Origin of the sequence: Streptomyces sp. WZ.A104, assembly GCF_002382885.1 — a bacterium.
Lineage (GTDB): Bacteria > Actinomycetota > Actinomycetes > Streptomycetales > Streptomycetaceae > Streptomyces.
The window spans coordinates 54412-74957 of the sequence record NZ_NWVL01000002.1 but is presented as its reverse complement, the minus strand read 5'-3'; the positions used below and the strand labels follow the sequence as shown (position 1 = coordinate 74957).

The following is a 20546-nucleotide window of genomic DNA, read 5'->3' as shown; positions in this document are numbered from 1 at the left end:
TTCCGCCCAAGGGCTCAGCCCGCCAGCGGATTGAGGACCATCGGCTGGATCTTGCCGTCGAGCATCGCGCCGAGGCCCAGGACCGAGCAGACGTCGGGGCGCTCCGCGATGTGCACCGGCATGCCGGTCGCGTCGCGCAGCATCTGGTCGAGGCCCGGGAGCAGCGCGGTGCCGCCGACCATCATGACCCCGCGCTCCGCCAGGTCGGCGACCAGGTCGGGCGGGCAGTCGCGGAGGACCTTGCCGACCCCGTCGAGCATCGCGGTGAGCGGGGTGTTGATGGCCTGCCGTACGGCGGCGGTGTCGACCTGCACCGTGCGGGCGAGGCCGGTCGCCACGTCGCGGCCGTGGATGTCGGCGAGGGCCGGGCCGGTGAGCTGGAGGCCGTTGCCGTGCAGCGCCAGTTGCAGCGGGCGCACGGACTGGCTCGGGAGGATCAGGGCGTGGCGCTGGCGCAGATGCTGGATCACCGCCTCGTCGATCGCGTTGCCGCCCACCGGAATGCGGACGGCGGTCACGATCGAGCCGAGCGAGAGCACCGCGATCTGGGTGGTGGCCGCACCGCACACCATGATCATGGTGGCGGTGGGCTGCTCGACCGGAAGCCCGCAGCCCACGGCCCCCGCGATCAGGGTGTCCACCAGCTCGACCCGGCGGGCGCCGAGCCCGACCAGGGTCTCCACCGTCGCGCGCTGGGCCAGCGGATCGGCGTCGTGCGGGGTGCAGGCGGCGGCGCGCAGCCGGGGCTTGCGGCGCAGCTGGCGGCGGAGCTTGTCGCCGAGCAGATGGCGCAGCATCCGCTGGGCCATCTCGATGTCGACGACGGTCCCGCCGGACACCGGGCGGGCCACCCGGATGTACTCGGGGGTGCGGCCGGTCATCTGCTCGGCGAGCGCGCCGACGGCGATGAGCGAACCGGTACGGGTGTTGACAGCGGCGACGCTCGGCTCGTCGACGACGAGTCCGAGGCCCTTGACGTACACACGGGTCCTCGCGGCCCCGAGGTCGACGGCGACATGGCAACGCTGCAACTGCTCAAGGCTGACGGTCACGGCGAGTTCTCCCGAGAGCGCGGACGGGGGCCGGCGGCCGCCGGCTTCTCCCTGCATGGTCCCGCCGTCCGGCCCGTCGCGCGCGCTGGGATGCGCCGTCGGAGGTGCAGGGGCTGACGGCCCGCCAGATTCGGGGGTGTCCGGTCGGCTCAGCCCGGAAGCAGCCGCTGGAACAGGCCCCAGGTGAACTCGGCGACGTAACGCTCCCCGCTGCCCGGGTCGGTGACGGCCAGCGCCCACCGGGTCGGCGCGCTGCCCTCCATCGGCCGTGCCGGGGGAAAGGCCCGGGCCACCTCGTCCACGGTGCACGACCAGGGGCGCAGTGCCGTTACGGAGGTGAGTTCCGGGCCCGCCGTGCCCGGGGCCCGTACCAGCCACTCGTTCCACACGGCTCCGCCCGGCCCGGCCGTCACCTCGAACCGCAGCTCCGGCCAGAGCGGCACCGGCCACAGCAGCGCCTCGCATTCCAGGTCCCCGACCCGGCGCCGCAGCGTCAGCTCCGGCTCCCCGAGAGCCGAGCGGTAGCGCCGCAGCGAGCCCCGCCCCCGCGGTGCGCGCACCATCGCCTGCCAGCGGCGGTTGGCCTCCCGCATCTCGGCGAGCGAGGCGCTCAGCTCCTGCCGGGCGTCCTCGACCAGGCCGGGCTGGTGATCGGCCATCCGGCGGAGCAGGACCAGCTGGAACTGGAGGGGGCCGAAGGGGGTGGGAGCGGTCATGTGGCCCATCCTCCCGTGTGTCAGGCGTATCGGACCGCCCGTCCCCGGAATCCGGTCTTCCTCACAGGATCCTCACCTGCGCGGCTTCCTTCGTTGATCCACGCACGTCTAGCCTGCGGGCGCCATGGATTACTGCCACCCGTGCCGACGGCATCTCAACGGAGCCCTGGCCTGCGCCGGGTGCGGGACTCCCGCCGAGGCGCTGGGCCCCTACGCCGTGCCCGGGCCCACCGCGTACGTACCGGACGAAACGGCCGCACCGTCGTCCGCACCCGTCGGCCGCCGCAGACGCACGCGCGGACGCGAGCACGAGCGCGGACGCGAGTCCGTGCGCGATACGGCCGCCACCGTGTGGCACCCGTCCGACGAGGCCGGTCATGCAGAGGTCGCTCACCGCCCTGCCGACCCCGTACGCGGACGGCGCCGCGAGGAGCGGCGTGGGCAGCGCCGCGCCGGGTCCGGTCGGGGGAGCCGGGGCAGCCACCGCCGACGCGGCCGGGCCGTGCTGCTCGCGGCCCTCGGGCTGCTGCTCGCGGCGGGCGTGCTGAGCCTGGCCGAACTGGCCCGGGAGCCCGGGCGCGACAACACCGCCGCCGACTACGTACGCGAGGCGCCGGGCGGTCCCACCGAGCCGGTGCCCGAGCCCCCGGCCATCGAAGAGCCCCGGGACCCGGGCCCGGTCGGCACCCGCACGGGGGCGACCGGGAATCCCGCTGCGGGCGCCTCACCGACGGGCGCCCCCGATGGCGCCCCCGCGAAGCCGCCGAGCCCCGAAGCGTCCCGGACGACTCCGCCCGCCGCCTCACCGGACCCCGAGGAGTCCGGTGCGCCCGAGCCGTCCGACAGCCCGCCCGCCGACTCGCCCGCCCCCGGCGAACCGGAGGAGCCGACGACGGCCCCCGCGTCCCCACCGCCCCCTCCGGCTGAGCCGACGCCCGCCCCCACGCCGTCCCCGACCTGCACCCGGTTCCTCTGGTGGTGCGTGTAGCGGCGCCGGGCGCCGTCAGCCGGTGGGCGGGGCCGGGCGGGCGTGATCAGGCGCCGGGGCCCGGCTCCTCGCCCAGCATCCGGCGCAGCAGGTCCCGCAGCACCGTGCGCTCGGTGCCGGAGAGCCCGGCCAGCGGCTCCCGGGCGAAGTCCAGCGCGTCCCGCAGCTCCCGGGCCGTACGCCTGCCCTGATCCGTCGCGGCGGCCAGCTTCACCCGCCGGTCGGCCGGATCGGGCCTGCGCTCGACCAGTCCCCGGGTCTCCAGCCGGTCGATGATCCCGGTCACGTTCGACGGCTCGCACTTCAGCTTGAGGGCGATCTTCCGCATCGGCAGGGGCTCCAGGGAGAGCAGCCCGAGCACCCGTGCCTGCGCCCCCGTGAGGGCGTGCTCGGCGGCGGCCCGGTCGTACTCCTCGTGGTAGCGCGCCACGACGGTGCCGATGAGCTCGACGACCTCAAGGGTCACGGTGTCTGTGCGGTTGGTCATGGAGAACAGCCTACCGAGTTACTTGACAACATGAAATATCCAGGAGCATGGTTGTTTCAGGTAATGAACCTTTTCCGGTGGGCCTTCCCCGTACCGGTAGACCTTCCCCGTAGTTTCCCCGTAGGACATTGAGGAGAACCCGAGCCCATGTCTGCTGCACTTCCCACGACCAGCCGCGAATGGCACCTCGTCGCCCGCCCGCACGGCTGGCCCAAGGCCGAGGACTTCGCGCTGCGTGAGGCCGCGGTCGCCGCTCCGGCCGAAGGGCGCATCCTCGTCCGCAACAAGCACTTCTCGGTCGACCCGTACATGCGAGGCCGGATGAACGACGTGAAGTCGTACACCCCGCCCTTCAAGCTCGGCCACCCCATGGACGGCGGCGCGGTCGGCGAGGTCATCGCCTCCAACGCCGAGGGCTTCGCCGTCGGCGACCACGTCCTGCACGGTCTCGGCTGGCGCGAGATCGCCGACCTGCCCGCGAAGCACGCGGTGAAGGTCGACGCCGACCTCGCCCCGCTCTCCGCCTACCTCGGCGTGCTCGGCATGCCCGGACTCACCGCCTACGCGGGCCTGTTCGAGGTGGCCTCCTTCAAGGAGGGCGACGCGGTCTTCGTCTCCGGCGCCGCCGGGGCCGTCGGCAGCCAGGTCGGCCAGCTCGCGAAGATCAAGGGCGCCTCCCGGGTCATCGGCTCGGCGGGCTCCGACGAGAAGGTCAAGCTCCTCGTGGAGGAGTACGGCTTCGACGCCGCGTTCAACTACAAGAACGGGCCCGTCCGCGACCAGCTCGCGGAAGCCGCCCCCGACGGCATCGACGTCTACTTCGACAACGTCGGCGGCGACCACCTCGAAGCCGCGATCGGCGCGCTCAACGTGCACGGCCGCGCCGCCATCTGCGGCATGATCGCCCAGTACAACGCCACCGAGCCGACCCCCGGCCCGCGCAACATGGCGCTGATCATCGGCAAGCGGCTGCGCATCCAGGGCCTGCTCGTCAGCGACCACGCCGACCTCCAGGGGCGGTTCGTCCAGGAGGTCGCGGGCTGGCTGGCCTCGGGCGAGCTGAAGTACCGCGAGACGACGGTCGAGGGCATCGAGAACGGCTACGACGCCTTCGTCGGCCTGCTGCGCGGCGAGAACACCGGCAAGATGATCGTCTCGCTCGCCTGACCCACGCCGGTACGGTCCGGCCCACGTCCGGTGCGGTGCGGTCCGGCCTACGTCCGGTGCGGCCCGATCCACGCCCGGTGTGGCCCGGCCCACGTCCCGTGTGGCCCGGCCCACGTCCCGTGCGGTCCGGCCCGCGCCCGGCCCGGGGATGTCACCCGTTAGGCTCATCCCCAGGCCGTCGCGATCGTGGGCGCGAGTCGCGGCGCACCAACCGGAGGAATCCTCACATCATGGCCATCCAGAAGATCGACGTCGCCTACACCGCCGTCGCCACCGCCGAGAACGGCCGCGACGGCCGCGTCTCCTCGGACGACGGTCAGCTCGACGTCGTCGTCAACCCGCCGAAGGCCCTCGGCGGCAGCGGCGCGGGCACCAACCCGGAACAGCTCTTCGCGGCCGGTTACAGCGCCTGCTTCCAGGGAGCGCTGGGTGTCGTCGCCCGCCAGGAGAACGCCGACATCTCCGGCTCGACGGTGACCGCCTCGGTCGGCATCGGCAAGAACGAGGCGGGCGGCTTCGGTCTGGAGGTCGCGATCACCGCCTCCATCCCGAACGTCGACCGGGCCACCGCCCAGGCGCTCGTGGAGAAGGCCCACCAGGTCTGCCCCTACTCGTCCGCCACCAGCGGAAACATCGAGGTCGGGCTCGCGGTCGCCTGACCGGCAGGAGCTTCGCACGAGGACCGCGCTCCTTCCCGGAGTGCGGTCCTCGTCCCGTTCCCGCACGCCAGTACGCTGACACCCATGAGTGATCTGGGGGCGGGTTTCGGTTATCTGGTGAAGGGGCAGCGCTGGGCTGTTCAGAACGGGCGCTGGCTCGGATTCGGCCTGTTGCCCGGACTCATCACCCTGGTCATCTACGCCGGGGCCCTCATCGGACTCGGTTACGGCGCCGACGACTTCGTCGCCTGGGCCACCCCGTTCGCCGACGCCTGGTCCTCGCCCTGGCAGGGACTGCTGCGCACCGGGCTGACCGCGCTCGTCTTCGTCCTCGGCCTGTTCCTCGCGGTGATCACGTTCACCGCCGTCACGCTCCTGCTCGGCCAGCCCTTCTACGACTCGCTGTCCGAGGAGGTCGACCGCGGCGAGGGCGGCGAGGTACCCGAGTCCGGGCTGCCGCTCTGGCGCGAGCTGTTGATCTCCGCCCGTGACTCCGTCCGCATCCTGCTGCGCGTCGCCCTGTACGGGATCGCCCTCTTCGCCTGCGGTTTCATCCCGGTCGTCGGGCAGACCGTCGTGCCCGCGATCGGCTTCTGCGTCTCCGGATACTTTCTGGCCCAGGAGCTGACCGGAGTGGCCCTCCAGCGCAGGGGGTTCGCCCTGAAGGAGCGGCTCGGGCTGCTGCGCCCCCGCAGGCTGCTGGTCCTGGGCTTCGGGGTCCCGCTCGCCCTCTCGTTCCTGGTCCCGTTCGTCGCGGTGTTCCTCATGCCGGGGGCCGTCGCCGGGGCCACCCTCCTCGTCCGCGACCTGGTCGACCCGGCGACGGAGCCGGCTCCCGCCCACTGACCCGCCAAGACGCCGCAACGTGCGTGAGCGGGCGGGACCGGGCGGGGCGGCCGGGCCCGCGCTCAGGCGCTGTGGACCTCCAGCGCGGTACGGACCGCCGACTCCAGCGCCCCCTCGATCCAGGCGGGCTTGACCGAGGTGTGGCAGCCCCCGAAGTGCAACGGCCCCTCGACCGTGCGGACATCGCCGAACAGCTCGGTGTGCTGACCGGGCAGGAGAACGGACGCCTCGCCGTACGCATACGGGTCACGCATCCAGGACTGGGTACGCCCGACACCCGTGTAGAAGACCTCGATGCGCTGCCCGTACACGTCCTGCATCCCGCCCAGAGCCCTCGGGTAGCGCTCGGCGTCGTCCAGGGAGTCCCACTTCAGCGCGTCGTCGGCCCAGCTGTACGAGGCGAGCACGACACCGCCCGTGCTGCCCTCGACCGGGTAGGAGGGCTGGAACATGAAGCGGTTGGCGTTGTCGGTCACCGAACCGCCGCCGATGACCCGGGCGGCCTCCGGCTGGTCCCGGGCCGTCGCCCGGCAGGCCGCGTAGTGCACCCGCTGGTCGGCCGGGATGTGCCCGTCCGGGACAGAGGGGTGCGAGCCGAGCAGTGAACCGTCCGCCGGGGCGCGGCCGAGCCGGTAGTCGTCGTAGAGCCCGGGGCGTACGGCGTCGAGCTGCTCCTTCCACTCCTCCTCGGACAACTCCCACCAGCGCAGGCCGAATTCGAGCAGCACCTTGGTCGCCGCGTCGTAGTGGATCTCGGTGACCGCCCGGCGCTTGCCGTACGACATGGCGGGCAGGACCGGGATGTGGCGCAGCCCCGAGAAGGGGACCGTGACGATGGCCCGGTCCCCGGTGAACGTCTCCCGCACCACCGGGGCGCCGCGCCCCTCGGATACGGTCTCGATGCTGACCCCGTCCGGCCCGTGGCTGATCCGGGTGGCCCGGCGGTCCAGCCGCACCAGGTCCTCGACCCGCTCGTACATCGCGTCCACCAGGGTGGCCGTACCGTCGGGCAGCTCGAAGAACGCGGTGTCGGGGCTGATCAGCGAGGCCCCGATGAAGCTGTGCACAAAGGCGAGATGGAGCCGTGAGGTCATGTTCTCGACCGTGCCGATGAGGTCGACGGTACGTTCGTCGAGCCCGGCCTCCTCGGTCAGGAAGCGGAACATCGACCAGTGCCCGTAGTCCCGGATCACCTCCGCCCAGCCCTTGACCAGCTCGGAGCCCTCCTTGCCCGTGATCTTCGCGCGTGCGGGGGCGAGGGCCTCCCGAACGATCTGTGAGGCGGGCTTGTCCTCGAACTCCGCCGGTACGCCGAAGGACCGGTTGACCGCCTGCGGCTTCTGCGCGTAGTCGGCGCGGCGGACCCGGACGCCGTTGACGTGGATCCAGGTGCGGCCCACGGGCTTGCCGTCGGCGTCCACATCGACCAGGTGGAAGCGGCGGCGCTTCAGGCCGAAGCTGTCGATCAGCTCCGTGACCAGCGGATGGCTGTCCGGGATGCGCATGGCGCCGGCCTCGGCGTACTGCTTCGGGTCGGCGAAGGCGGCCTCGGCGTTCTCGTGGCCGCCCTTGCGGAAGGTCTTGATCCGGCCGCCGACCCGGTTGCCGTTGGCCTCGATGACGGTGACCGTGTGCCCGGCCCGGCGCAGCAGGTGCGCGGCGGTCAGTCCGGCCGGACCCGCTCCGACGACGAGGACCTTCTTGCGGTCCTTGCCGGTGCGCGGCAGGCCCGAGCCGAGCAGGACATCGCGGTAGCCGGGCACCAGCGGCTCGTCGTTGTCGTCGTACACGAGGATGGCGCGAGCAACAGCCAGACAGGCGTCCCAGTCCGAGACGGGTGCGGGCGCGGGGGTCGCCGCGGCCGCACGGGCCGGTGCGACGCTCACCGCGGCCGCGGTGAGGGCGGCGGCGCCGGCGGCGGTCCCGGCGATCACCGAACGGCGGGACGGCAGGGCAGGCGAGGGTTCGGCAGGGGTGAAGTGCATGGTGATCACCCTGGCCCCCAGCGGGCGGTGCCGTCGCATGGAACGCGCCAGGACCCCGACGAATCACTCTCAGGGGGGCACTTGATGATCTTGGGTTGGCGGTTCTGCGGTACCCTGGTCAGCTCAAGTCGGCATTCTTCCCCGGTGACTTGGGCGACTTGGGTGACGCGGGCGGCTGAGCGCGCAACAGCGCCAGGAAGTCCGCGAACGCCTCCGGCATGTCCACCGCCTCCGGGTCCAGCAGCCACTGGTACTGGAGCCCGTCCATCACGGCCACCAGCAGCACCGCCGCCCGCTCCGGGCTCAGCCCGCCCGGCAGCGTCTCGCCGTACTCCGCGCGCAGTGTCGCCGCCATGGCGGCCCGGACCTGGGTGTAGCGGCGGGTGAAGAAGTCCCGGGCCGGGTGGTCCTCCGTCACGCTCTCGCCCAGCAGTGCCGAGAAGGTCTGCACGATCCCGGGGCGCATCGCGTTGTACTCCACCAGCGAGCCCAGCAGGTCCAGACGCCAGGAACCCTCCTCGCGGGGGCCGCCGCCGGTGTCCCAGCGGTCCCGGTCCGCCAGCACCGCGACCAGCAGCGCCTCCTTGGTCGGGAAGTAGTGCAGCAGCCCCTGCTGGCTCAGACCCACCCGCTCGGCGACCGCGCCCAGCGTCGCACCCCGGTAGCCGCGCTCGGCGATCACTTCGAGGGTGGCGTTCAGGATGCCGGCCCGCCGCTCCTCGCTCCTGGCCCGTGCCATCGCAGGCCCCTTCCGTGCCGCCGGCCCCACGCCGGAGCCCGTCAGCAGGACCGTACGTCATCACCCGGCCCCCGCACCCCGGTATCGTAACGAGAGTATAACGAAACCTACCGTGCTACCGGTCGCCGAGTCACCATGGAGACCACCATCGGGCTCGACCAGGAGGTACGGCCGTGGCAGCCGCGTCCAGCACCAGCAACTCCGATGCCCTCCGCCGGGAAGCCGTCGATGCGGCGCTCGCCGCCCTCTCCCTCGACGACAAGGCCCGCCTCCTGGCCGGTCAGGACCTGTGGTCGCTGCCCGCCCTGCCCGCGATCGGTCTGCGCTCGCTGGTGATGTCGGACGGCCCGATCGGAGTCCGGGGCGTGCGCTGGACCGCCGCCGACCCCTCGGTCGCGCTGCCCTCGCCCACCGCGCTCGCCGCCGCCTGGGACCCGGAGCTGGCCCGCCGCGCCGGTCGGCTGCTCGCCCAGGAGGCCCGCCGCAAGGGCGTCCACGTGCTGCTCGCCCCGACCGTCAACCTGCACCGCAGCCCGCTCGGCGGCCGCCACTTCGAGGCGTACAGCGAGGACCCGTACCTCACCGGCGAGATCGGCACCGGTTACGTCCGGGGAGTCCAGGACGGCGGAGTCGGCACCACCGTCAAGCACTTCGTCGCCAACGACGCCGAGACCGACCGCTTCACCGTCAACAACGTCGTCGCCCCGCGCCCCCTGCGCGAGCTCTACCTCGCCCCCTTCGAGCGGATCGTCAGAAACGCCCACCCCTGGGGCGTCATGGCCGCCTACAACCAGGTCAACGGCTCGACCATGACCGAGCACCGCTACCTCCAGAACGCCGTCCTGCGCGGCGAATGGGGCTTCGACGGCTTCATCGTCTCCGACTGGCTCGCCGCCCGTTCCACCGCCGGGGCCATCACCGGCGGGCTGGACGCGGCCATGCCCGGCCCGCGCACGGTCTACGGCGAGGCGCTCGCCACCGCCGTCCACGCCGGGGAGGTGGACGAGAAGATCGTCGACCTCGCCGTACGCAACGTCCTGCTGCTCGCCGCCCGCGTCGGCGCCCTGGACTCCGCCCCGCCCGCCGTGGCTCCCGCCGAGCTGCCCGCGCCCCTCGACGGCGCGGAGCTGGCCCGCGAGATCGCCCGCCGCTCCTTCGTGCTCGCCCGCAACGAGGCCGGGGCCCTGCCGCTCGCACCCGGCGGCTCCGTCGCGCTGATCGGGGCGCTGGCCCGGGACGCCCGGGTGCTCGGCGGCGGCTCCGCGCTCGTCTTCCCCGGCAACGTGGTCTCCCCGCTCGACGGCCTCACCGCCGCCCTCCCCGAGGGTGCCCTGACCTACGCCGTCGGCGCCGACCCCAGCGGTGAACTCTCCATCGCCGACGCCGGGTTCGACCTCGGAGCCGTCTGCCGCGACGCCTTGGGAGCCGTCCTCGCCACCGTCCCCCTGCCCACCGGGCAGATCCAGTGGATCGGGGCCGACCTGCCCGACGGGGTCACCCATGAGACCCTGCACAGCGTCGAGATCACCGGCACGTTCACCCCGCGAGAGAGCGGCGAGCACACCTTCGGCACACGGGGCTTCGGAGGGTTCACGCTCACCGTCGCGGGCCGCACCCTCCACGACGGCACCCAGGACCGCGCCCCCGGCACCGACCCGCTGGGCGCGTTCTTCAGCGAACCCGTCGAGCGCGGCCGCATCGCCCTGACCGCCGGCGAGCCCGTCGAGGTCTCCCTGACCCACCACCCGGTCCCGGTCCCCGGCCACGCGTTCAAGGGCGTCTCCTGCTGCCTCGTCCACCTCGGCCCCCAGCGCCACCCCGACGAACTGATCGCCGAGGCCGTCGGGGCGGCCCGCGCCGCCGACACCGCGATCGTGGTCGTCGGCACCACGGAGCACGTCGAGTCCGAGGGCTTCGACCGCACCGACCTGAAGCTCCCCGGTCACCAGGACGCCCTCGTCCACGCGGTGGCCGCCGCCAACCCCCGTACGGTCGTCGTCGTCAACTCCGGTTCCCCGGTGGAGCTGCCCTGGCGGAACGAGGTCGCCGCCGTCCTGCTCAGCTGGTTCCCCGGGCAGGAGGCGGGCCACGCGCTCGCCGACGTGCTGCTCGGCGCGCACGAGCCCGGCGGCCGCCTGCCCACCACCTGGCCCGTCACCCTGGCCGACGCCCCGGTCACCGCCACCACCCCGGTGAACGGCGAACTCCCCTACACCGAGGGCGTATTCATCGGCTACCGCGCCTGGGAGAAGGCGGGCACGGCCCCCGCGTACGCCTTCGGCCACGGACTCGGCTACACCACCTGGGAGTACGACGCCGTCTCGGCCACCCCCGAGGCGGTCACCGTCCGCGTCCGCAACACCGGCCCCCGCACCGGCAGCGACACCGTCCAGATCTACCTGGCCCCCGGAGCCGCCGCCGACGCCCCCGAACGCCCCGCCCGCTGGCTGGCCGGATTCGCCCGGGTCACCGCCGCCCCCGGCGAGAGCGTCGAGGTCACGATCCCCGTAGAGCCCCGCGCGTACGAGACCTGGGAGGAGTCCGAGAACGGCTGGAGGGCGGTCCCCGGGACCTACGAGGTCCAGGCGGCCCGGTCCCTCACCGACGTCCGTGCGACCACCTCGGTCGAGGTCCCGGCGGATCAGTCGAAGTAGCACTCCAGCGTCCCGCGCCGCCGCACATCGAGCGTCGCGCAGTGGAAGGAGCCGCCGAACGGCGCGTAGTGCAGCAGGTCGCAGGGGATCGGCTCGAAGCCCCACCCTTCGAGCGCCCGCAGCATCCCGGTGTGGTGCCGCTCCGCGATGACCCGCGTCTCGTCGACCATGAGGATGTTCATGCTGAGCCACCGGCCGCACAGCGAGGTCATCCTCAGCAGCCGCTCGTCGATGGGATCGGGCTCGGGCGCCACCAGGATGTCCCAGGAGTCCAGCACGGCGGGCAGCCGGTCGACGTCGATGTACTCCGGATTGACCAGCGCCTTGCCGGGAGCGAGCACGAGGAACGTCGTGTCGATGTGCATGGGCGTACGGCAGCGGCTCTCGATCTCGTGGATGCGGTAACCGGGACCGAGGTGGCGGCGCAGCCACTCGATGCCCATGGCGTTGGTGACGTTGCTGCGCGTCACGAACAGATCGCGCCCCGCCCGGACGAAGTCCGCCGCGTCGAAGACCGGCTCGAACTCGGTGAGGATGTAGCGCATGGGCTCGTCGGCCGTGGGGGTCCGGAACTCCTTCTCGAACAGCTCGTCCGTCAGCTCCGGCTTCGGCGCGGCCGTCCAGCGGGCCCCGCGCCGGAAGTAGTCCTTGAGGATCCGGCGATAGGAGTGCGTCTCGAAATAGCGGCACGGCCACGCCATCGGGGTCTCGATGATCTCGTCGCCGATGACCAGCATGCTGTCGCGCGGGCAGGTGTTGCAGAAGCCGCGCGAGGACCAGTCGGGAGTCGCGAAGCGCCGCCGGTGGTCGACCGGGTCGGGGCGGACGACGGTGATGCCGAGTGTCCGAAGGAGTTCGACGAAGCCGTCCAGCTCCTGCCGCGCCGGCTCGATCAGCCGGCGCGGGTACTTCCGACCGGCGGCGAGCCCCTGGAGGCGGGCCGCCCAGGGCGGGATGTTGCAGGACACCACGGGATGGCTGGAAGGGATCGTCGCATCGTCGAGACGCCCGACGATGATCTCCTCCAGCGGGTCCCACTCGTTGTGGGAATTGACCGGTGAGACGGGAGTGGCCGTGTCCGGGGCGGGTGGCGTCCTGCGGATCGGGGCAGGGTCCGCGTCCACCGCCGTATCGCAGGGCCTCCGCTCCACGGCCATGATCAACCACCTTCGGTCGCCGACGGGCACGTCACGTTACCCATGGTGAAGGCGGAGTGCGGGTTCGCGCCACCGGTCGGCGCCGTCTCGCGGTCGTCGGCGCACGCCGAACCCGTACGTCGTGACGGCCGCCCGTCGAAGTGGTCGGCCGTGTACAGCTGGAGCCCCGGCTCGGTCGTCCCGGCCACCGGGGCGCCCCCGCCGTCACCGAGGCCGCGTCCACCTGCGCACGGGCTACCCGTCCGCGAGAGCGCCGGAGCTTTCGGCGGAGGCGGCTGTTCCGGTGCCGGTGGCCATGGTGAACGGTCCTACGCGGGCGGTTCCGCGGCCGTGATGTTGCGGTAGGCCATCTCCGCCAGCCGGGCCTGACCGTCGCGGCTCGGGTGGAACCAGTCCCACGGGCTGAGCTGCGTACGCGTGAAGCGGAAGCCGAACACCGCCCCGCCGTCGTACCGGCAGTACCGGTCCTTGGCGCAGACCTCCCGCAGCACCTCGTTGTACGCCACCACCCGCTTCCGCACCGCGTCCCGCCGGGCCACCGCCGCGGGCCCCAGGTCGTCCGCGTCGGCCAGCATGGACTGGCAGATCCCGAGGTCCCAGATCTTCTTGCCCATCTCGTTCGTCCGCCCGGTCGACCAGAGCCGCTTCAGATCCGGCACGCTGGAGACGTACACCCGCGCCTTCGGCGCCCCGGCCCGCAGCTGACGCATCGACGCCTCGAACGAGGCCCGGAAGTCCGCCACCGGTGTCATCAGCCGCACCGATTCCCGGCAGGCGTCGTTCGCGCCCATCATCACCGTGACCAGCTCCGGCCGCTCCTTCGCCGCCAGCGCCATCTGTTCGGGCAGCTGCACCATCCGGGCCCCCGACACGGCGTGGTTCCAGCTGCGGTCCGCCGCCTTCGACGCCCCGAGCAGCCGGACCGCGAGACTCCGCACCGAACTGTCGCTCCCGGTCGCCCACGACACCTCGGGGCAGTCCGCCAGCACCGAACAGGCGTCGAACCCCCGGGTGATGGAGTCCCCGACGGCCGCGACCGACCCAGGCCGCGGATTCCAGTCCGGTGTGGTGGGCGTGGGGGAGGGGGACGGCGCGGCACTGCGCGGGGCGGCGGGCGCGTTCCGTGACACGCCGTGGTCCTGGCCGCCACCGCCGCACCCGGCCAGCGCGGCCACGCCGACGCACGAGAGCGCCGTCAGCGCGGCGGCGGTCCTGCGCGTCCGAGGGTGTGTCGCACGCTCCGCCATTCGCTCTTCCCCTCCGGTCACCCCTGGCTTATGCCTCTGGACATGCCCCCCGGCACGCTCCGCGTCCCCAGGTCAAAGGCGTGCGCGCCCTGCCGGGTGAAGCTGGGCGAATCAGGGGCCCAGGACCGACGGTACGTCACACGGACGGCCCCGGCGCACGGTAGCTTTTCCCCGTCGAACCAGTGGTGCTCCGCCCGCCCGCGTACACACGGGTGGCTCCGGTACATTACGTCACGTCACATACTGTCCCTTTTCAGGAGATTAACTCCCGATGCTGTTTACTGATGACAACCTCGGGAGCCGGCCGGAAAGAGGCGGTACGGGCGCGAGGCCGCTGGGGAAGGCGTACCTCGTCCCACACGGGAGGTTCCGGTGACGACACGTGGAGTCCTGTACGTTCACTCCGCACCGCGCGCGCTGTGCCCACATGTCGAGTGGGCAGTGGCGGGCGTCCTCGGTGTGCGGGTCCAGCTGGACTGGATCAGACAGCCGGCCGCGCCCGGCACCTGGCGGTCCGAATTCTCCTGGAAGGGCCGGGCAGGCACCGCCTCGCAGCTCGCCTCCGCCCTGCGCGGCTGGGATCTGCTGCGCTTCGAGGTGACCGCGGAGCCCTGCCCCACCGCCGAGGGCGAGCGCTACAGCTCCACCCCCGGCCTCGGCATCTTCCACGCCGTCACCGGTATGCACGGCGACATCCTGATCCCCGAGGACCGGCTGCGCGCCGCCCTGGCCCGCTCGACGCGCGGCGAGAGCGACCTGGAGGTGGAGATCGCCTCCCTCCTTGGCAAGCCGTGGGACGACGAGCTGGAGTCCTTCCGCCACGCGGGCGAGGGAGCCCCGGTCCGCTGGCTCCACCAGGTCGTCTAGTTTCCCGGAGCCCCGAAGAACGACGAAGCCCGCCTCCCGGGACCCCGGGAAGCGGGCTTCACCCTGTCTTCACTGTGCAAGGCTTCAGACGGACCGGAACGCCAGCACCACGTTGTGACCGCCGAACCCGAACGAGTTGTTGATCGCCGCGATCGGCCCCTCGGGCAGTGCCCGCGGCTCCCCGCGCACGATGTCCGCGTCGACCTCCTCGTCCAGCTCGTCGACGTTGATCGTCGGCGGAGCGACCCGGTGGTGCAGCGCGAGCACGGTGGCCACCGTCTCGATGCCGCCCGCGCCGCCGAGCAGATGACCTGTCATCGACTTCGTCGCGGAGATGGCGACATGGTCGAGGTCGTCGCCCAGCACCCTGCGCAGCGCCTTGATCTCCGCGACGTCACCCTGCGGCGTCGACGTGGCGTGGGCGTTGAGGTGGACCACCTCGGACGGCTTGAGGTCGCTGGAGTCCAGCAGGTTCTGCATCGCGGCGGCGATGCCCCGCCCGGTGGGCTCGGGCTGCGCGATGTGGTGGGCGTCGGCCGACAGGCCCTGGCCCAGCACCTCGCAGTAGACCCTCGCGCCACGCTTGGCCGCGTGCTCGGCGGACTCCAGGACGACGACGCCCGCGCCCTCGCCGAGGACGAAGCCGTCCCGGCCGGTGTCGTACGGGCGCGAGGCCTTCTCGGGCTCGTCGTTGCTCTTGGACATCGCCATCATGTTGGCGAACGCGGCGATCGGCAGCGGGTGGATGGCCGCTTCGGTACCTCCGGCGACGACCACGTCGGCCCGGCCGGTACGGATCATCTCGACGGCGTAGCCGATGGCCTCGGCGCCCGAGGCGCACGCGGAGACCGGGGTGTGGACACCGGCCTGGGCGTTGACCTCCAGGCCGACGTTGGCCGCCGGGCTGTTGGGCATGAGCATGGGAACGGTGTGCGGGGAGACGCGGCGTACGCCCTTCTCCTTGAGCACGTCGTACTGGTCGAGCAGGGTGGTCACGCCGCCGATACCGGAGGCGATGACCGAGCCGAGACGCTCGGGGCGGATGGTCTCGTCCTCGTCACCGGCCTTGCCGGTGTAGCCCGCGTCCGCCCATGCCTCGCGGGCCGCGATCAGCGCGAACTGCGCCGAGCGGTCCAGCTTGCGGGCCAGCGGACGGGGAAGTACGTCGCCCGGGTCGACGGCCGCGAGGGCGGCGATCCGGACAGGCAGTTCGGCGAAGCGCTCACCTTCGAGAGGCTTGACGCCGGACCGGCCGGCCATCAGACCTTCCCAGGTCGATGCGGAGTCGCCACCCAGCGGAGTGGTTGCGCCGATACCGGTGACGACCACGGTGCGATTGGTCGAGTTCACTGGAAAATCTTCTCCACGTGTAGAGGGTCGTGAATCAGCGGCGCCACCGCCGGGTGGCGACACAGCCGGGCTGGGATCAGCCCTGGTGCTTCAGGATGTAGGCGGCGGCGTCGCCGACCGTCTTGAGGTTCTTGACGTCCTCGTCGGGGATCTTCACGTCGAAGCGCTCCTCGGCGGCGACGACGACCTCGACCATGGACAGCGAGTCGACGTCCAGGTCGTCGGTGAAGGACTTGTCCAGCTGGACGTCCTCGACCGGGATACCGGCGATCTCGTTGACGATCTCGGCGAGACCGTTGACGATCTCTTCCTGCGTGGCGGCCATCTTGGCGCTCCTTCGGTGGGTTTCTTCAGGGTTCGTGCATACGGACCGATACGGTCCGGTGTGCCTAGGGGAGGGTAACGACCGTCGCGGCGTAGACGAGACCCGCCCCGAAGCCGATGACGAGCGCGGTGTCGCCGCTCTTCGCCTGACCGGTCGCCAGGAGCCGCTCCATCGCGAGCGGGATCGAGGCGGCGGACGTGTTGCCGGTGGACTCGATGTCACGCGCGACCGTGACGTGTTCCGGCAGCTTCAGGGTCTTCACCATCGAGTCGATGATCCGCATGTTGGCCTGGTGCGGAATGAAGACGTCCAGGTCTTCCGGGGCGATCCCGGCCGCGTCCAGCGCCTGCTGGGCGACCTTCGCCATCTCGTAGACGGCCCAGCGGAAGACCGCCTGGCCCTCCTGCGTGATGGCCGGGAACTTGACCTCGCCCTTCGAGTCGAGAGGCAGCTGGGAGACATCGCCGAGGCGGAAGTCGTTCCAGCCCACCGTCTGCTTGATGGTCTCGGACTTGTCGCCCTCGGAGCCCCACACGGTCGGGCCGATGGCCGGTTCCTGCGAGGGGCCGACGACGACCGCGCCCGCGCCGTCACCGAACAGGAAGGCCGTCGCGCGGTCCTCCAGGTCGGTCAGGTCGCTGAGCCGCTCCACGCCGATGACGAGGACGTACTCCGCCGAGCCCTCGACGACCATGCCCTTGGCGAGCGTGAGGCCGTAGCCGAAGCCCGCGCAGCCGGCCGAGATGTCGAAGGCGGCGGGCTTGCCCGCGCCGATCTTGTGGGCGATCTCCGTGGCGACGGCCGGGGTCTGCTTGAAGTGCGAGACGGTCGAGACGACGACCGCGCCGATCTGCTCGGGATCGATGCCCGCGTCGGCGATGGCCTTGCCCGACGCCTCGATGGACATCGCGGCCACGGTCTCCTCCTCGGAGGCCCAGTGGCGGGTGACGATGCCGGAGCGGGAGCGGATCCACTCGTCGGAGGAGTCGATCGTTTCGAGGATCACCTCGTTCGGCACGACCCGGGTCGGGCGGTAGCCGCCGACCCCGAGGATCCGTGCGTACGGGGCGCCCTTGCTGGGCTTGATCTTCGACATGCTCGGGCTCCTTAGGCGCCTGCGTGCTCGGAGATGAGCGCGCGGGCGGCGTCGAGGTCGTCGGGGGTCTTGAGCGCGAGCGTCTTGACGCCGGGCAGCGCCCGCTTGGCGAGCCCGGTGAGGGTGCCGCCGGGGCTCAGTTCGACCAGCGCCGTGACGCCGAGCTCCTGGAAGGTCTCCATGCACAGGTCCCAGCGGACCGGGTTGGCGACCTGCCCGACCAGCCGGGCGATGACCTCGGTGCCGGTGGCCACGGTGTGGCCGTCGGCGTTCGAGACGTACGTCACGGTCGGATCGGAGACCGTGAGGTCGCCGACGGCCGCGCGCAGCTTCTCCACGGCCGGGGCCATGTGGTGCGTGTGGAAGGCACCGGCCACCTTCAGCGCGACGACCCGGCGCACGCCCTCGGGCTTGTCGGCCTCCAGGGCGGCGATCTGGGCCGCGGTGCCCGCGGCGACGATCTGACCGCCGCCGTTGACGTTGGCGGGGGTCAGCCCGAGCTTTTCCAGGTGCGGGACGGTCACGGCGGGGTCGCCGCCGAGGAGGGCCGCCATACCGGTCTCGGTGACCGCGGCGGCCTCGGCCATGCCGAGCCCCCGGGTGCGGACGAAGCGGAGTGCGGCCTCGTCCTCGATGACGCCGGCGATCGAGGCGGCGGTGATCTCACCGACGCTGTGGCCCGCGACGACGGACGGGGAGGCGTCCAGGGCGGCTGCCGACAGCAGTCCGGCGGCCACGAGGAGCGGCTGGGCCACGGCCGTGTCGCGGATCTCGTCCGCGTCGGCCCGCGTGCCGTAGTGGGCAAGGTCGAGCCCGATGGCATCGGACCAGGCCGCGATGCGGTCGGTGGCACCGGGGAGGTCGAGCCAGGGAGTCAGGAAGCCGGGCGTCTGAGCGCCTTGGCCGGGAGCGACGAGTACGAGCACCCTCACACTCTCTCTTGTGGACGGCTCCGCACGCCCGTGGGGACAGGGACGAAGAACCGTCGGGGGAATTGTTGGAGTACGACAAAAGTCTAGGACTGGGGATCCGCCGCGGCCAAGCGCCCCAGGATCAGGGCGATCCGCAGCGTGAACGCGGAGCGCACATCGGAAGGTGACCATCCGGTGACGTCGGTCACACGTCGCAGCCGGTAGCGCACGGTGTTGGGGTGCACGAACAGCATGCGTGCCGCCCCCTCCAGACTGCTCGCCTGCTCCAGATAGACACTCAGCGTTTCCAGAAGAGCGGAACCGGCCTCCTCCAGCGGTCTGTAGATCTCCTCCACCAACTGGTCCCGCGCGGCCGGGTCCCCGGCCATCGCGCGCTCGGGGAGAAGATCGTCCGCCAGTACCGGGCGCGGCGCGTCCTGCCACGCCGAGCACGCCTTCAGCCCGGCGGCCGCGGCCTGCGCGGACCGGGTGGCCGCCAGCAGGTCCGGTACGACGGGCCCCGCGACGACCGGCCCGGCGGCGTACGGGCCGATCAGGCCCTTGGCGACCTGGAGCGGGTTGTCGCTGCCGCCCGCGATGACGACCAGGCGGTTGCCGAGGACCCCGGTGAGGACCTGGAGCTTGGCGTGCCGGGCGGCGCGCCGGATCGCCTCCACGGTCAGCTCGCTGTCCCCGTCGGGCGCGGTGCCGAGGACGACGCAGACGTGCTCGGGCGAATTCCAGCCGAGCGCGGCGGCCCGGGACACGGCCCCCTCGTCGGCCTCGCCGGACAGCACCGCGTTCACCACGAGCGACTCCAGCCGGGCGTCCCACGCGCCCCGGGCCTCGGCGGCCTGGGCGTAGACCTGGGCGGTGGCGAAGGCGATCTCCCGCGCGTAGACGAGCAGCGCCTCCCGCAGCACCGACTCGTCGCCGGGGGCGGCCACCTCCTCGATCGCGGCCTCCATGACCTCGATCGTGGTGCGCACCATCTCCACGGTCTGCCGCAGCGTGATCGCCCGGGTCAGCTCGCGCGGGGCGGTGCCGAACACATCGGTCGAGATCGCCTGCGGAGTCTCGGGATGCCGGAACCACTCGGTGAACGCGGCGATACCGGCCTGGGCGACCAGGCCGATCCAGGACCGGTTCTCCGGGGGCATCGCCCGGTACCACGGCAGCGATTCGTCCATACGGGCAATCGCGTTCGCGGCCAGCCGGCCGGAGGACTGCTCCAGCCGTTTCAGGGTCGCGGCATGCAGGTGGGCGTCGTGGGCGGCGGACTGCTCAGGATCGGGTCGGGGCACGAGGACAAGACTGCCTTATCGGGCCGGTGGATCGGTGGGGTGGGGCGAGGGGTGCTCCGTACCGGTGGGTAGGGGAACACCTGGCGGGGTATCCCGGCAGGGTGCCCGGTGCCCGGTGCCCGGTGCCCGGTGCCCCGTGCCCCGTGCCGCGCCGCACCGACCTCCCGATCCCGCCGCCCGGAGCCGCGCGGGCGTTCCCCGGGCTACCGTGGCCGGGTGATATCCGTGCACCGGTCCGAGGACCGCTACCGGGGCGGCGACGCGGCCGCCGGCATCGACACCCGGCACGCCCTCTCCTTCGGCCCCTTCTACGACCCGGACAACCTCCGCTTCGGCCCGGTCCTGGCCTGCAACGAGGAGCGCCTCGCCCCGGGCGCGGGCTTCGAGGAGCATCCGCACAGCCATACGGAGATCGTCACCTGGGTCGTCGAGGGCGAGCTGACCCACCGCGACTCGGCCGGTCACTCCACGGTCGTCCGTGCCGGGGACCTGGCCCACCTGAGCGCCGCCTCCGGGGTCCGCCACGTCGAACGCAACGACGGCACGGACCCGCTGACCTTCCTCCAGATGTGGCTGGCCCCCCTGGAACCCGGCGGCGAACCCTCGTACACCGTCGTCCCCGGTATCGCGGACTCCACTCCGTACGCGCTGCCCGCCGCGGGCGCGATGCTCCACATCCGCCGCCTGACCGGGGGCGAGCGCACGGCCGTCCCGGACGCGGTGCGCTGTTACGTCCACGTGGTGCGGGGCCGGGTCGCCCTGGGCGGCGAGGAGCTGGGGCCCGGCGACGCGGCCCGGATCACGGACGCGGCGGGCCTGGAAGCGGTCGCGGTGACGGCGGCGGAGCTGCTGGTCTGGGAGCTAGCGGGCTGACCGCGCCACCGCGAAGCAGGTGAGTCGAGGCGGGCCGACCCGGTGGCGGGCGGGTCGCCGGTGGGACCTTTGTAAGGTGCTGGCAACGTCATATTTTCGTATGTCGCTTTCCGTACGCCGCGT

General features: G+C 72.3%; 20 protein-coding genes. 7 read left to right on the top strand and 13 right to left on the bottom strand.

All coding sequences use genetic code 11. The features are described 5' to 3' along the window. Window positions 1-14 precede the first annotated feature (14 nt). Together CIB93_RS01430 and CIB93_RS01425 are read right to left on the bottom strand one after the other, a co-directional pair. Window positions 15-1052, bottom strand: coding sequence for a rod shape-determining protein (locus CIB93_RS01430; protein WP_096623185.1), 1038 nt, complete (start codon window positions 1050-1052; stop codon window positions 15-17). 149 nt (window positions 1053-1201) lie between these two features. Further along, window positions 1202-1768, bottom strand: a complete 567-nt coding sequence (locus CIB93_RS01425) for a hypothetical protein (protein ID WP_179499916.1) — start codon at window positions 1766-1768, stop codon at window positions 1202-1204. A gap of 124 nt (window positions 1769-1892) precedes the next feature. On the opposite strand from CIB93_RS01425, the gene CIB93_RS01420 reads away from it, so the two are divergent. Next, window positions 1893-2756, top strand: a complete 864-nt coding sequence (locus CIB93_RS01420; protein ID WP_096623181.1) for a hypothetical protein — start codon at window positions 1893-1895, stop codon at window positions 2754-2756. A gap of 46 nt (window positions 2757-2802) precedes the next feature. On the opposite strand, the gene CIB93_RS01415 is transcribed toward CIB93_RS01420, so the two are convergent. Continuing rightward, a complete protein-coding gene (locus CIB93_RS01415; RefSeq protein WP_096623179.1) occupies window positions 2803-3243 on the bottom strand; it encodes a MarR family winged helix-turn-helix transcriptional regulator in 441 nt (146 codons plus the stop codon). 147 nt (window positions 3244-3390) lie between these two features. Between CIB93_RS01415 and CIB93_RS01410 the strand changes: the two genes are divergently transcribed. From CIB93_RS01410 to CIB93_RS01400, 3 genes are all read left to right on the top strand, one after another. After that, window positions 3391-4410: an NADP-dependent oxidoreductase gene (locus CIB93_RS01410; protein ID WP_096623177.1), complete on the top strand. Its 1020-nt coding sequence runs from the start codon at window positions 3391-3393 to the stop codon at window positions 4408-4410. 230 nt (window positions 4411-4640) lie between these two features. Next, a complete protein-coding gene (locus CIB93_RS01405; RefSeq protein WP_096623175.1) occupies window positions 4641-5069 on the top strand; it encodes an organic hydroperoxide resistance protein in 429 nt (142 codons plus the stop codon). Window positions 5070-5153: 84 nt separating this feature from the next. Further along, window positions 5154-5915: an EI24 domain-containing protein gene (locus tag CIB93_RS01400; RefSeq protein ID WP_096623173.1), complete on the top strand. Its 762-nt coding sequence runs from the start codon at window positions 5154-5156 to the stop codon at window positions 5913-5915. Between the two features lie 62 nt (window positions 5916-5977). Here the strand turns inward: CIB93_RS01400 and CIB93_RS01395 are convergent, their stop codons facing one another. Then, complete coding sequence (locus tag CIB93_RS01395) at window positions 5978-7900, bottom strand: FAD-dependent oxidoreductase (protein ID WP_096623171.1); 1923 nt, start codon at window positions 7898-7900, stop codon at window positions 5978-5980. Between the two features lie 118 nt (window positions 7901-8018). Then, window positions 8019-8639 carry a TetR/AcrR family transcriptional regulator gene (locus tag CIB93_RS01390; RefSeq protein WP_096623169.1) on the bottom strand — a complete coding sequence of 207 codons (621 nt, stop codon included), beginning with the start codon at window positions 8637-8639 and terminating at the stop codon, window positions 8019-8021. Window positions 8640-8812: 173 nt separating this feature from the next. On the opposite strand from CIB93_RS01390, the gene CIB93_RS01385 reads away from it, so the two are divergent. Beyond that, window positions 8813-11293, top strand: a complete 2481-nt coding sequence (locus CIB93_RS01385) for a glycoside hydrolase family 3 protein (RefSeq protein ID WP_096623167.1) — start codon at window positions 8813-8815, stop codon at window positions 11291-11293. Here the strand turns inward: CIB93_RS01385 and CIB93_RS01380 are convergent. The 3 genes from CIB93_RS01380 to CIB93_RS01370 all read right to left on the bottom strand — a co-directional run bounded on the left by CIB93_RS01380 (window position 11281) and on the right by CIB93_RS01370 (window position 13697). Continuing rightward, a complete protein-coding gene (locus CIB93_RS01380; protein ID WP_257001958.1) occupies window positions 11281-12450 on the bottom strand; it encodes an amidinotransferase in 1170 nt (389 codons plus the stop codon). The genes CIB93_RS01385 and CIB93_RS01380 overlap by 13 nt on opposite strands. A gap of 2 nt (window positions 12451-12452) precedes the next feature. Next, window positions 12453-12638, bottom strand: coding sequence for a hypothetical protein (locus CIB93_RS01375; RefSeq protein WP_096623165.1), 186 nt, complete (start codon window positions 12636-12638; stop codon window positions 12453-12455). Between the two features lie 120 nt (window positions 12639-12758). Further along, window positions 12759-13697: an SGNH/GDSL hydrolase family protein gene (locus tag CIB93_RS01370; protein WP_096623163.1), complete on the bottom strand. Its 939-nt coding sequence runs from the start codon at window positions 13695-13697 to the stop codon at window positions 12759-12761. 372 nt (window positions 13698-14069) lie between these two features. Between CIB93_RS01370 and CIB93_RS01365 the strand changes: the two genes are divergently transcribed. Beyond that, on the top strand, window positions 14070-14564 hold the full coding sequence (locus tag CIB93_RS01365) for a DUF3145 domain-containing protein (protein ID WP_015608304.1): 495 nt from the start codon (window positions 14070-14072) through the stop codon (window positions 14562-14564). 84 nt (window positions 14565-14648) lie between these two features. Here CIB93_RS01365 and fabF read toward each other — a convergent pair whose 3' ends face one another. From fabF to CIB93_RS01340, 5 genes are all read right to left on the bottom strand, one after another. Continuing rightward, window positions 14649-15914, bottom strand: a complete 1266-nt coding sequence (fabF, locus tag CIB93_RS01360) for a beta-ketoacyl-ACP synthase II (RefSeq protein WP_096623161.1) — start codon at window positions 15912-15914, stop codon at window positions 14649-14651. A gap of 76 nt (window positions 15915-15990) precedes the next feature. Continuing rightward, the gene (locus CIB93_RS01355) at window positions 15991-16239 is read right to left on the bottom strand and encodes an acyl carrier protein (protein ID WP_096623159.1); all 249 of its coding nucleotides are present in this window, start codon (window positions 16237-16239) and stop codon (window positions 15991-15993) included. A gap of 64 nt (window positions 16240-16303) precedes the next feature. Beyond that, the gene (locus CIB93_RS01350) at window positions 16304-17335 is read right to left on the bottom strand and encodes a ketoacyl-ACP synthase III (protein WP_096623157.1); all 1032 of its coding nucleotides are present in this window, start codon (window positions 17333-17335) and stop codon (window positions 16304-16306) included. 11 nt (window positions 17336-17346) lie between these two features. Then, window positions 17347-18261 carry an ACP S-malonyltransferase gene (locus tag CIB93_RS01345; protein ID WP_096623155.1) on the bottom strand — a complete coding sequence of 305 codons (915 nt, stop codon included), beginning with the start codon at window positions 18259-18261 and terminating at the stop codon, window positions 17347-17349. 89 nt (window positions 18262-18350) lie between these two features. Beyond that, a complete protein-coding gene (locus CIB93_RS01340) occupies window positions 18351-19550 on the bottom strand; it encodes a CdaR family transcriptional regulator (protein ID WP_096623153.1) in 1200 nt (399 codons plus the stop codon). A 216-nt stretch (window positions 19551-19766) separates the two neighbouring features. On the opposite strand from CIB93_RS01340, the gene CIB93_RS01335 reads away from it, so the two are divergent. Next, window positions 19767-20423, top strand: coding sequence for a pirin family protein (locus tag CIB93_RS01335; RefSeq protein ID WP_179499915.1), 657 nt, complete (start codon window positions 19767-19769; stop codon window positions 20421-20423). Window positions 20424-20546 lie beyond the last annotated feature (123 nt).